The 12,295-nt window shown below is 39.4% G+C and carries 10 protein-coding genes and 1 pseudogene; 4 read left to right on the top strand and 7 right to left on the bottom strand.

Going from position 1 to position 12,295, the window contains the following annotated elements; translation table 11 throughout:
* Positions 1 to 152: 152 nt before the first annotated feature.
* The gene (locus AN392_RS12960; RefSeq protein ID WP_055012954.1) at positions 153 to 863 is read left to right on the top strand and encodes a VC0807 family protein; all 711 of its coding nucleotides are present in this window, start codon (positions 153 to 155) and stop codon (positions 861 to 863) included.
* Between the two features lie 54 nt (positions 864 to 917).
* On the opposite strand, the gene AN392_RS12965 is transcribed toward AN392_RS12960, so the two are convergent.
* Complete coding sequence (locus AN392_RS12965; RefSeq protein WP_055012955.1) at positions 918 to 1,370, bottom strand: c-type cytochrome; 453 nt, start codon at positions 1,368 to 1,370, stop codon at positions 918 to 920.
* Between the two features lie 254 nt (positions 1,371 to 1,624).
* Positions 1,625 to 2,149 (bottom strand): DNA starvation/stationary phase protection protein Dps, encoded by a 525-nt coding sequence (dps, locus tag AN392_RS12970; protein WP_010387559.1) that lies wholly within the window; start codon positions 2,147 to 2,149, stop codon positions 1,625 to 1,627.
* Between the two features lie 347 nt (positions 2,150 to 2,496).
* Here dps and corA point away from each other — a divergent pair.
* Positions 2,497 to 3,449: pseudogene (corA, locus tag AN392_RS12975) on the top strand (magnesium/cobalt transporter CorA).
* Between the two features lie 33 nt (positions 3,450 to 3,482).
* Here corA and AN392_RS12980 read toward each other — a convergent pair.
* From AN392_RS12980 to AN392_RS12990, 3 genes are all read right to left on the bottom strand, one after another.
* Positions 3,483 to 3,845, bottom strand: coding sequence for a DUF2237 family protein (locus tag AN392_RS12980; protein ID WP_054201877.1), 363 nt, complete (start codon positions 3,843 to 3,845; stop codon positions 3,483 to 3,485).
* A 157-nt stretch (positions 3,846 to 4,002) separates the two neighbouring features.
* Positions 4,003 to 4,422, bottom strand: a complete 420-nt coding sequence (locus AN392_RS12985; RefSeq protein WP_010387564.1) for an HPP family protein — start codon at positions 4,420 to 4,422, stop codon at positions 4,003 to 4,005.
* Positions 4,423 to 4,595: 173 nt separating this feature from the next.
* The gene (locus AN392_RS12990; protein ID WP_008111401.1) at positions 4,596 to 5,375 is read right to left on the bottom strand and encodes a DUF2189 domain-containing protein; all 780 of its coding nucleotides are present in this window, start codon (positions 5,373 to 5,375) and stop codon (positions 4,596 to 4,598) included.
* A 233-nt stretch (positions 5,376 to 5,608) separates the two neighbouring features.
* Between AN392_RS12990 and AN392_RS12995 the strand changes: the two genes are divergently transcribed.
* Entirely contained in the window at positions 5,609 to 7,489 is a 1,881-nt protein-coding gene (locus AN392_RS12995; protein WP_055012956.1) for an MFS transporter, read from the top strand.
* A gap of 61 nt (positions 7,490 to 7,550) precedes the next feature.
* Here the strand turns inward: AN392_RS12995 and katG are convergent, their stop codons facing one another.
* Entirely contained in the window at positions 7,551 to 9,818 is a 2,268-nt protein-coding gene (gene katG / locus AN392_RS13000) for a catalase/peroxidase HPI (RefSeq protein ID WP_055012957.1), read from the bottom strand.
* 308 nt (positions 9,819 to 10,126) lie between these two features.
* Positions 10,127 to 11,467 (bottom strand): L-cystine transporter, encoded by a 1,341-nt coding sequence (locus tag AN392_RS13005; RefSeq protein WP_055012958.1) that lies wholly within the window; start codon positions 11,465 to 11,467, stop codon positions 10,127 to 10,129.
* A gap of 282 nt (positions 11,468 to 11,749) precedes the next feature.
* Between AN392_RS13005 and AN392_RS13010 the strand changes: the two genes are divergently transcribed.
* Complete coding sequence (locus tag AN392_RS13010; RefSeq protein ID WP_010387570.1) at positions 11,750 to 12,277, top strand: hypothetical protein; 528 nt, start codon at positions 11,750 to 11,752, stop codon at positions 12,275 to 12,277.
* The last annotated feature ends 18 nt before the right edge of the window (positions 12,278 to 12,295 follow it).

A 12,295-nucleotide genomic window follows, 5' to 3' on the forward strand; every position in this document is an offset into this window, starting at 1 on the left:
AGGGGCGATTTACTCTTTGTTGCTCGGTTTTTACTTAGCCCACTAGGTTACAAACCTCGCGCCGCGATTAAACCGCCCCTAGTTTGAACAAATTTTAATCCGCAAAGGTCAACAGACCCTAATGGCAGCAGTAATATTTTTTGGAATTAAAAATGACCAGTGATAATCAAGCTATAAATAAGCGTAAAAAGAATAATCCGCTTATCGAAATCGTATTTAATATCATCATACCTTCAGTCATTTTAATGAAATTTTCAGGGCCTGAATATTTAGGCAGCGTGATTGGCTTAATTGTGGCGCTTATATTCCCTATTAGTTACGGTATTTATGATTTTATAAAAGCGGGCTCATTAAATTTTATTTCACTTTTGGGCTTTTTAAGTACTTTGCTTACCGGTGGTATTGCGCTGTTTGAGCTTAATGTTGAGTGGTTAGCAATTAAAGAAGCGGCTATACCAGCAATCATTGGTTTTACCGTGCTGATGTCGGGCTTTTTTGGTAAACCCTTGCTAGCCAAGCTCTTATTAAACTCACTTTTATTTAAGTTAGACACTATTTACGATGCCCTTGATGAGCGCGGCAATACGCAAAGTTTTAAACGAAAGATTACAAATGCTAATTACTTATTAGCGCTGACCTTTGTGTTTTCATCAACGATGAATTACCTCTTAGCTAAATGGATTGTTACTAGCCCAGCAGGTAGCGTGGAATTTAACGAGCAACTTGGTGAAATGACGCTATTGAGTTATCCAGTGATCGCGATTCCATCTATGATAATGCTGATTGGAATTTTTATTTATGTGATTAAAGTGCTGACCAAGCTGACCGGTATGAAGTTTGAAGAAATGGTTAATGCCGAGTAGATATAACGCATAAAAAAACCGTTGTTTAGCAACGGTTTTTTTTACTATCAATATTTACTTGTAGTGAGAGTAAAGTTGGTAATTAGTTCTGTGGTACGGAATAAGTTTATAGTTTGGTTGTAAAAAAGTGACTAAGTCGGTGAGTTCAGATACGGTCATGGTATCGTTAAATACCGTCATTTTTGAGCTGCCATCTTCATTTCTGGCGTCGGGTCTATAAGGCCTAGAAAACCGATGTGAGGGGTTTATCACTGACGTGACCAGCTCAGCATAAGTAATTATTTTGGTTTTATTACCTCCTAGCTTAATAGAAATATCGTCATGTTTTGTTACGCTGCTATCTTCAACGCCTGCAAGGGTGTGACATGCCAAGCACTTATATTTTAAAAACACGGCTTTACCTTGTTCTGCATTCCCCTCTGGCAAGCTAAAACCTCGTGGAGAATCAACTCCTTTATCACAGCCTGTGAGTGCAATTAAACACACGATTAGTAGAGTGTATTTCATTAGAGCTCCTGTATTCTCAAATTAATTTTACGCATTACTAACGCAAACTCATTTGCGTCAACAAATGCTTCTTTTAAGAAATAGCCTAATTTGAGTGTAGTCAAAGAGTGGCGAATAGCCTAATTGTTGTGCATATATGCTCAAGGAGAATAACTAAAGAGTTGAATGATAATTAATGATGGAATGAAACATCACAAGCATGAAAAAGCCCAGCAACTTGCTGGGCTTCGTAAACTAAACGTTTATCTTAAATATTAACTGTTCAATTGACCCGTAGATGATTCTATATGGGCACGAACAAACCACTGGTATTGCTCAAGCTCTGCAAGTTGCGCAATGATCATATCTTCAGATACCGGATCAAGATCACCGAGTGACTCAATAGCTTTACGGTGATCACCGTTAACGCCGTTATATACTTTATCTAAGGCGGCTAGGTGTTCAGTTACTAAACCTTTGCCGATAGCGTAATCTTCCCATGAACGACGATCGACAATTGATTTTGGTGTACCAACAGGCACGCCGCCTAAAGTGGCGATACGTTCTGCTATGGTGTCGGTCATTTCACGCACGGTTTCAACTTGTGGGTCTAGCATTTCATGTACGCCAATAAAGTTTGGACCTACTACATTCCAATGAATATGTTTTAAAGTTAGCTGTAAATCAATTAGCGCTACCATGCGATCTTCTAGAACAGATATTGCTTTATTTGCTGATTCGTTTTCTACACCGGGAGCGGTAAATTCAGCGACTTTGTTTGCATTATTACTGTTACTCATTATTCCTCCTGCTATTTTAAAATAGTGTTCGCTTTACTCAAGTGAGTGTTTTAATTGCGATAACGAACACGTCTTGTACTAATAGAAGCAATGGGCATGCCGATAGATTATTTAATTTAAGTAATTGAAATTTAAAAGTTTAATTTTTATTTAATAAAGTTTTAAGGAGTGTTTAGCTCAAAGGCTATGAAAAATATGCACTTTTTTGTAAATTCTGCAAAATCGAAGTGCTAAAAATTGTTAGCAAATAGCTTGCTCTTTATAGTTGTTCTAATGGAGGTATTATCATTGTTGATTAATGATCTGTTACATATACTCAACCCAAAGATCTATTAAAGGAGAAGTGTATGCTGAGGTTTTTTTCTATCGAGCAAGGAGTGATCAAAGAGTTAGAGCCGTTGCCCGATACTCCTGTTGAAGTATCCATAAGGAATGCACATTGGATTGATACTATTAATCCAACATCGCAGGAGCAAAATGCGCTTGCAAAAACGCTCAATATAACCTTTCCTGATTCGGTCGATGTAGAAGAGATTGAAACGTCGTCAAGGTGCTTTATCGATAGCGAAGGTTTGCATGTACATGCATTGTTTATGTCACCTAACGAAGGACGGTTCAATACTGTGACTGTAGCTTGTTTGTTGCAAAACAATTACTTACTATTCGTGATGAAGAACTGGCTGACTTTAGACTATTGCGCTTAAGAGCGCGCAAAGGTCAGGTAGCATGTGATACGGCAAAACAGTTATTAATTACTTTATTTGATCAAAAAGTTGAAAACCATGCTGATATGCTTGAAGACATGCATCATCAATTAGAGAAGCTTAGCGCATATGTACTTGAAGAAGATAACTCAGACCTAGAAGAAGCGGTTGGTCGCATAGCTCGTTTAGAAGATGCTAATGGTAAAGTGCGTTTATGTTTAATGGATACTCGACGCAATATTTCGTTTTTAATACGTCGTTTAGGCGCGCAAAATGATGAGCGCGAGTCACTTCGAGAAATCGTACTTGATATAGAAACCTTAATGTCACACTGTACCTTTCTGTTTGATAAAATAAACTTTTTGATGGATTCAACGCAGGGCTTTATTAATATTGAACAAAATCAAATTATCAAAACTTTCTCTATTGCTTCAGTGGTTTTCTTACCGCCTACAGTAGTGGCTAGTGTGTATGGCATGAATTTTAATATAATGCCAGAGTTACATTGGGAATGGGGTTATCCATTTGCAATTGGCATTATGTTGCTGTCGGGCTTCGCCCCTTATTTATTTTTTAAACATAAAGGGTGGTTGTAATACTTTAATGTTGCAAACTGAGCGCTCAAATCATTAACCGGGATACTGATGTGCTTTTAATACTTCAAGCGGAATAATGTCGAGCGCTTTTTGGTTTGTCGCTTCAAGTACCACTGGAGGAGCAACGTTCGCAGCAATGGCTTGATACCAACGAATCGCACATAAGCACCACTTATCGCCAGCTTTTAAACCAGCAAAATCATACAAAGGATTAGGGCTAATTAAATCGTTGCCTTGCGCCTTGGAAAACTGCAAAAATTCGTCGGTCATAATGGCGCATACACTATGATTGCCAAAGTCTGAATCTGGTACATAACAAAATCCCTCACGGGTATAGCCACCGTTGCCACAGCAAAGTTGTAAGCGAGTTCCTAGTACATTTAATTGATTAGCCATATGAAAACTTACCTTGTAATAACCATTAAAAGCAGGGTGTTTACCATAACAGGCTGCTAGTGACTTAGCTATCTATGCTGTTAATTTTATATATCTGTTAAGTGAGTAAAAACTGCATTTGGCAAAGCTAAATACAGTTTTCATTAAAGAAGAATATTTACGAGAGCAGTGCTGCAGCTAAACGTACAAAATCAGAAGACGTTAAAATACCTACTAGCTGACCTTGCTCGCTAACAACGGGCATGCAACCGTGGCGATTATCTACAAAAAATTTAACGACATCTGATAGCGGCTGCTCTGGGGTTACACTAATAAAATCACTCACCATAATATCTTCTACTTTTGTGAGTTTTTCTTTGCGTTGTAATGCATTAGCACCAAACGTTGCCATGATACCCATGACTTTGGCGACCATTATTTTTTGTGTGAGCATACCGACAAATGCGCCGTCTTCGTCAATAACAGGAATATGGCGAACGTTTTTTTCTTTCATTAAATTATGTGCGTCATGCAAAGTGCTTTTTACGTTCACTGAAAATGGGTTCGGTGTCATTAAGTCTGTAACGTTTTGACTCATGTTTATTCCTTTATATTATCTGTGGTGTATCAGCTTATATTAGCGCTATTTTTAAGCTTTGCACCTTATTCAGATCAAGGTTTTTACGGATTTTATAAACAGAAGGATAACTGGAAGCACTTAATTAAATGCCCAAAAACATTTAATTAAGTGCTTAAAACTACTGGTAAGTGTTATTCATAACCACGTGGTGTTTTAGTTTTGATAACTGCAATGTATCCATGCCAGCTAGCGTAACTAAGTAGCGGCATAATAATAATAAATCCAGCGGCACCTGCAGCAAAGCCCAGCGCTACCAGTACAAATATACAAATTGACCACACTACCATAGCTGCAAAGTTTTCTTTAACTGCGTGGATTGAAGAAACGACTGCGGTCATAATATCAACGCGTCTTTCCATCATAATTTGCGGCGTAAATGCAGAAATTGAAAACACACTGACCAGCAAAATCCCACCGATAATGCTGCCTATAGTTAAAAACGCAGAAAGTTCTTCAAAGGTGGGGTTTACATGGTTTGGGTATAACGCATGCACAATTGCAGCTAGGCGCATCCAAATAATCATAATTACCATGAGTAATACCGCAAAACCCCATTCACCTACAGGGTTACGAAACATTGATTTTAATGAATGGCTTAATGTAGGTTTGTGGCCTTTTTCAAGTTCCCAGGCTACATCGTATAAGCCAACGGCGAATACCGGACCGATTAAAGCAAAAGCAACGGTTGCAGGTAAAATAGCTAAGTGGCTGTCGGTAAGTACAACAGAGTAAACAATCGCTACCGGAATAAGCGTGAAGATTAAACCGTAAATTAAACTCAACATGGGCGCGCGCGCCATATCTTTAAACGCTAACGAAAGCCAGTGAAAAGCGGCAAATGTATTTACTTTGTTGCACTCTAAACAACGTGCGAATTTAGTGTCTTTGTCTATTGTGTTTGTAGTTGGCATAAAGATGCTCCTTTTTTAGTCACCTTTTAGGTTTAGAACATAGATGTTTTATTTACAACTCATAAACAACTTATACGATTGATTTAGTCGCATTGTTCATTTGTTAGTCATTTTTGTTGGGTTAGCTATTTTGTTTATTTAAATATATGTTTGAGCATGTACTTAAAAAGTGGGTTCGTATTTCTTTTCCACAGTGGTAATCTAAGCCCTGAAGCTAATTTTAAGAGACCGTAATGAAGGAAAATAAACAACAATTTCAGGGAGCTTTACTGGGTAGTAAACGGTTTTTACCTCTGTTTGTGACGCAGTTTTTCTCTGCTTTAAATGACAATGTTTATAAGCAATCAATCCTACTTATTTTAATTTTTCAGGCTGCTACGGTAGCTGATGGTGCCTTTTATTCTAATCTGGCGGCAGGATTATTTATTTTACCGTTTTTTCTATTTTCAGGCATGGCTGGGCAAATTGCAGAAAAGTTGGAAAAATCAAAACTAATCAGCATCGTAAAGTTTTGCGAAATACCTATTATGCTGGTGGGCGTAGTATCGATTTTAACCGAGCAGGTTTGGTTAATGTTAGGTACTGTATTTTTAATGGGTTTACAAAGCACTTTTTTTGGACCGCTTAAGTACTCTATTTTACCGCAGCATGTGGCCCCAAATGAATTAACTAAAGCGAATGGACTGGTGGAGTCGGGTACTTTTGTAGCAATTTTATTGGGCACGGTATTTGGCACCTATTATATAACCCAATCAGCGGGCCCTATTTATATCAGTATCGCAATAGTAAGCCTTGCAGTTATTGGCTTTTTAAGCAGTCGATTTATTCCTAAAAGTGCAGCCAATGATGCTAATTTAAAAGTATCGATTAACCCTGTTACTTCAACCAAAAGTGTTTTTAATGCGCTTAACGCACAAACCGAGTCGGTGGGTAAGTCAGTATTAGGGATCAGCTGGTTTTGGCTTATTGGTGCGGTGATACTAACGGCGCTCCCTAACTACGTAAAACATGTAATGGGAGGCGATGAGTTGGTGGTGACGGCTGCTTTAGTGGTGTTTTCGTTGAGTATTGCATTAGGATCTTTATTGTGTGAAAAGCTATCGCGCTCACGTATTGAGTTGGGTATTGTGCCTTTTGGTGCACTGTTAATTACCTTATTTTTATATTTATTAAGTCAAGAACCTGGCATTGAATCTTACCGTTTAGTTAGTGAGTTGCAGCTTACTCTTGAGCAAGTAATTAATACTGGCGATATGCTATGGCATTTTGTTTGGATGGCAGGAATTGGTATTGCCGCAGGGTTTTATACGGTACCTTTGTATGCACTCATTCAGCAGCGTACTCACCCCGATAGCCGTTCACGAGTAATTGCAGCTAACAATGTATTAAACGCATTGTTTATGGTTGGCAGCGCCGTTTTAAGTATTGTTACTTTAACGCTATTACACTGGGATATTTCACAATTACTGTTGTTATTAGCAGGGCTTAATTTACTAATATCGCTGTACATATACACCAAAGTACCGGAGTTTTTCTTACGTTTTATTATCTATATTTTAGCGATTTGTATGTATCGTGTGCGCACTAAAGGCCAGCTCAATATTCCCGATGAAGGAGCTGCGGTGGTGGTAAGTAATCATGTTAGCTTTGTTGATTGGATGTTTATTTTAGCGGCGTCACCTAGGCCAATTCGATTTGTTGTATTTGCACCTATTTATTATTCACCTGCACTTAATTGGTTGTTTAAAATGGCCAAAGCTATCCCAATTGATAGTCAAAAATCAAATCCTAAGGCGTTTAATAAAGCTTTTGATGACATTGCGCAAGCACTGGAACGTGGTGAGCTGGTGGGTATTTTTCCTGAAGGAAAGCTCAGCGGTGATGGCGAAGTTGATGTGTTTCGCCGTGGTATTGAAAAAATAATTCAGCGCACGCCTGTGCCTGTTATCCCAGTTCATTTAGATGGATTATGGGGCAGTATGTTTAGTCGAAAAACTAAATGGCGACTACCTAGACCCAAATGGTCGTTGGTAAGCGTAGCGATTGGTGAGCCGGTAGCGTCTGAAAATGTAAGTGCCGATGACTTACGTGATCGAGTACTTGCTTTAAAGTAGCTTAGTAATAAAAAAGCGCTGCAATTAATTGCAGCGCTGTGGTTGTGTTACTTAATGGTTATTAACGGTCTAAATTCATTACTTTAGTCCATGCTTTAACAAAGTCTTCTACAAACTTTTGTTTTGATGTATCAAAAGCATACACCTCAGCAACTGCACGTAGTTCTGAATTTGAACCAAAAATCAGATCAACCGAAGTGGCGGTGTACTTTTGCTCACCTGATTGACGATCAAAGCCTTGATAAATGCCAGCATCAGACGATTTTTTCCATACCGTCGACATATCTAATAAGTTAACGAAGAAATCGTTATTTAGTGTACCTGGCTTATCAGTAAATACGCCGTAGTCAGTGCCTTTGTAGTTTGCATCAAGTGAGCGTAAGCCACCGACTAATACAGTCATTTCAGGAACTGTTAGGTCAAGCTGATCCGCTTTATCAATCAGCATTTCAGTTGGTGATTTATAGCTTTTCTCTGCATCAAAGTAGTTTCTAAAACCATCGGCAGGCAACTCTAATAAGCTAAATGCATTAACGTCAGTTTGTGCTTGTGTAGCATCGCCACGGCCAGCATTAAACGGCACGTCTACTGAGTAGCCTGCATCTTTGGCTGCTTTTTCAATCGCTGCATTACCACCAAGCACAATTAAATCAGCAAGCGATACATGGCTTTTGCTAAATAAGCTGTCGTTAAAGTCAGCTTGAATTGCTTTTAATACTTTGAGTACTTTTGCGGTTTCTGCTGGATTATTTACTGCCCAATCTTTTTGTGGTGCTAGCGCAATACGTGCGCCATTGGCTCCGCCGCGCATATCTGAATCACGGTAACTGGCAGCCGATGCCCATGCTACACGTACTAACTCAGGTACACTTAGGTTCGAGTCTAAAATAGCCGTTTTAAGCTCTTTTACTGCACCAGCATCAATGTTTGATTTAGTCTCTGCTGAAATAGGGTCTTGCCAAATTAAGTCTTCTTTTGGTACTTCTTTACCTAAAAAGTTACGTGGTGGTCCCATATCTCGGTGAGTTAATTTGTACCAGGCTTTAGCAAAGGCTAGTTGATACTCTTTAGGGTCATTTAAAAAGCGTTCAGCAATTTTGCGATATTCAGGATCAAATTTTAACGCTAAATCGGCAGTGGTCATTACCGGTGGGTTAAATTTACCTTTAACGTGCGCATCAGGTACTGACTTATGTAATGATTCATCTGTTGGGATCCACTGAATAGCGCCAGCAGGACTGCGAGTTTGTTTCCACTCAAAGTTAAGTAGGTTGCTTAAGTATAATGATGACCAGCGAGTAGGTGCTTGTGTCCACGCGCCTTCTAAACCACTAGATACGGTATCTTCAGAGTGACCTTTACCACATTTGTTTTTCCAGCCTAAACCTTGCTCTTCAATACCTGCTGCTGCAGGCTCTGCACCTACACAGTCTTTAGGTTTGTGCGCACCATGCATTTTACCAAAAGTGTGACCACCGGCGATAAGTGCTAGGGTTTCTTCATCGTTCATCGCCATGCGAGAAAACGCAACACGAATATTTTTAGCTGAGCCAATAGGATCAGGAACCCCTTTTGGCCCTTCAGGGTTTACGTAAATTAAACCCATGTGAGTTGCACCTAACGGACGTTCTAGTTTGCCGCTGGCATCTTCACGGTCGCTGGCAAGCATTTCTACTTCAGGACCCCAGTAAACCATGTCTGGTTCCCAATCGTCAGTACGGCCACCAGCAAAACCATAGGTTTCAAATCCCATGTTTTCTAAGGCAACGTTACCTGCTAATACGATTAAGTCTGACCATGAAAGGGCTTCACCGTATTTTTGTTTAATTGGCCAAAGTAAACGGCGCGCTTTATCCAAGCTTACGTTATCTGGCCAGCTATTAAGCGGTTCAAAACGTTGTTGACCACCGCCAGCGCCACCACGGCCATCAAGCGTACGATAGGTACCTGCACTGTGCCAAGTCATACGAATAAAAAATGGGCCATAGTTACCAAAATCTGCCGGCCACCAATCTTGAGATTGGGTTAGCAGAGCGTCTATATCACTTTTTACAGTGTCTAAATCTAGGCTGTTAAATGCCTCTGCATAATTAAAGTCACTACCGTAAGGGTTTGAACGTAGATCATGATCGCGAAGAGGAGATAGGTTAAGTTGATCTGGCCACCAAAATTGGTTGGTTCTGGTTGCACCCATTTTTGCCTCACCCATGCCTACAGCACCTTGTGGCTTAGACATTTGTGGTTTTTCTTGACTAAAAGCAGAGCCAGACATAAGTGCCATACTTATAAATCCAACAAGCGCTTTTTTTGTAAATGATCGGTTTTTCATTGTCAGCTTCCTTAAAGTTAACGAATTTCGTTATATACAAAGCGTATTAAAAATAGGGTCTACTCATTTAAAAGCAGTAGGCTAAAACTTCATTCAAGTTGTTTTTAAACGAACCTGAATGCACTAAGCAGTGCGAATAGTATAGTAAGGAGGCTAAAAACCGTGTGTGAAATAAAGCGATTGATACAATCTATAAAAATGATTTATTAAAGTTAAATGATTAAATAAACAAATCATTAAAGAGCTTTGAAAGAGGGGCAGACATAAAAAAGCCCAGCGTAGGCTGGGCTATTAGATTAAAGTGAGTGCTATTGAGTTTTCATTAATTTACTGGTGATCACACCTGAGGTCATGGAGCCCGACACGTTGAGTGCAGTGCGCGCCATATCTATTAATGGTTCAATAGAAATAAGTAAAGCCACTACCTCTATAGGTAGTCCCATGGTCGGTAATACAACCAACGCTGCGAAGGTAGCACCACCGCCAACACCTGCAATACCAAACGAACTAATAACCACAATACCAATTAGCGGTAAAATAAACTCAAATGTAAGTGGGTCAATCCCCACACTTGGCGCAACCATCATCGCAAGCATAGCAGGGTAAATACCAGCACAACCGTTTTGACCTATAGTGGCACCAAAAGAAGCCGATAAATTAGCGATTGCAGGTGGCACTTTTAACTGGTTAATTTGCACATCAACATTCATAGGAATAGATGCCGCTGAGCTACGTGAGCTAAAAGCAAAGGTAAGCACAGGCCAAATTTTTTCAAAGTAACTTTTTGGATTAACGCCCACTAAGCTAAGCAATAAACCATGCACAACAAACATTAGTAAAATAGCCACGTAAGAAGCCACAATAAAGGCGAGTAAATTTAAAATATCGCTACTGCTTGAGTTTGCCACAACGCTTGCCATTAGGCCCGCAACACCATAAGGCGTTAATGCAATTACCATGCGAACTAAGCTCATTACTGTCGCTTGTAGGGCGTTTACACCGTTACGAATTGGGCTAGCAAGTTCTGTTTTTTCAAGCATTACTTTACGTGCAGCTATACCAACAAGTACACCAAATATAACCGTGGCAATAATAGAGGTTGAACGTTGATTACTTAAATCCGCAAATGGGTTTTCAGGGATAAAGCTCAGTAGCATTTGCGGCACACTTAAGTCGGCTACATTCGCGGCTTTGCTTTGTAGGGTGTCCATTCGAGCGGCTTCACGAGTACCCGAAACAAGCCCTTCAATGCTCAAGTCAAATCCATACGTTACAGCAATACCAATTAGCGCAGCAATTGCGGTGGTAAACAGTAAAACAGAGATACTAATAAAGGATATTTTTCCTAGCGAGCCTTGGTTCTCAAGCTTAACCACAGCGGCAATCATAAAGACCAATACCAATGGCATAATGATCATTTTTAGTAACCCGACATAGCCTTTACCTACTATGCTTACCCAGCTGAGTATTTCTTTAATGGTTTCTGGGGAGTGGGCAAACAAAAACTGTAGGGCTAAACCAAAGGCGCTACCAAGCACTAAACCAAATAAAACGGTACGAGATAAAGAGCTGCTTTTTTGCGAAACAAGATAGATGGCGAACAGCAAACCGACAAATAATGCCAACATTAATAATACAGCAAGCGACATGGTACCCTCTTTTATAGCTGTGAATTAGCGCGGCACTTTAACGCTTTGTAAGACGTTAACAAAATACGCTTTCGCTATGGGATAGAATTAAAATGAATATAGTAATAATATTAAAGTATAACGAATGAGCACATTATTGAAAAAATCAGCCCATATGATTGTATTTCCTTCAAATTATGGGACTTACTATAGATCGTAAGCCTTGTTTAAAGCGTAAGTCTGATACGAATTAATTGGTCAACGTGTTCACTTTAGTTTTATTTAAAGATAGGGAGTAAAGGTATGTTAAAGGCAATAATGGCGCTGGTGATGGTTTTAGTGGTTAGCGGGTGTTCAACCCAATATCCAAACCAAGCATTACTGGGTAAGCAATTTCCCACCGTTAGCGGAGAAAGCTTAGAGCAACAGTCATTCACCATTCCTGATGATTTTAATAACCCAAATACGTTGTTATTAATTGGATATAAACAAGATAGCCAGTTTGATATTGATCGTTGGCTTATTGGTTTAGATATGAGTGCAGTTGATGTGACTGCCTATGAGTTGCCAACCATTCAGGGTATGCTTCCTCGTATGTTTAGTACCTTAATTGATAGCGGTATGCGCAAAGGGATCCCAAAAGAGTTGTGGGGTGGGGTGATCACAATTTACGAAGATGGCGATAAAGTTCAGGCATTTACTGGCAACGAAAATCCTAATAACAGCCGTGTGATACTGCTTGATGAGAGTGGCAAAATTATTTACTTTTACGACCGTGGTTTTTCTGTATCAGCATTAAATAATTTAAAAGCGGTTTTGGAAAAGCAATAAGTTGTAGTTAAATTTAGT

It is taken from the genome of Pseudoalteromonas sp. P1-16-1b (assembly GCF_001401785.1).
Taxonomy (GTDB): Bacteria; Pseudomonadota; Gammaproteobacteria; order Enterobacterales; family Alteromonadaceae; genus Pseudoalteromonas; species Pseudoalteromonas undina.

Coding starts and splice junctions, on each gene's coding strand:
- AN392_RS12960 (WP_055012954.1), top strand. CDS start 153: ATGACCAGTGATAATCAAGCTATAAATAAGCGTAAAAAGAATAATCCG.
- dps (WP_010387559.1), bottom strand. CDS start 2,149: ATGAGTAACAGTAATAATGCAAACAAAGTCGCTGAATTTACCGCTCCC.
- AN392_RS12985 (WP_010387564.1), bottom strand. CDS start 4,422: ATGAGTCAAAACGTTACAGACTTAATGACACCGAACCCATTTTCAGTG.
- AN392_RS12990 (WP_008111401.1), bottom strand. CDS start 5,375: ATGCCAACTACAAACACAATAGACAAAGACACTAAATTCGCACGTTGT.
- katG (WP_055012957.1), bottom strand. CDS start 9,818: ATGAAAAACCGATCATTTACAAAAAAAGCGCTTGTTGGATTTATAAGT.
- AN392_RS13005 (WP_055012958.1), bottom strand. CDS start 11,467: ATGTCGCTTGCTGTATTATTAATGTTGGCATTATTTGTCGGTTTGCTG.
- AN392_RS12980 (WP_054201877.1), bottom strand. CDS start 3,845: ATGGCTAATCAATTAAATGTACTAGGAACTCGCTTACAACTTTGCTGT.
- AN392_RS12995 (WP_055012956.1), top strand. CDS start 5,609: ATGAAGGAAAATAAACAACAATTTCAGGGAGCTTTACTGGGTAGTAAA.
- AN392_RS13010 (WP_010387570.1), top strand. CDS start 11,750: ATGTTAAAGGCAATAATGGCGCTGGTGATGGTTTTAGTGGTTAGCGGG.
- AN392_RS12965 (WP_055012955.1), bottom strand. CDS start 1,370: ATGAAATACACTCTACTAATCGTGTGTTTAATTGCACTCACAGGCTGT.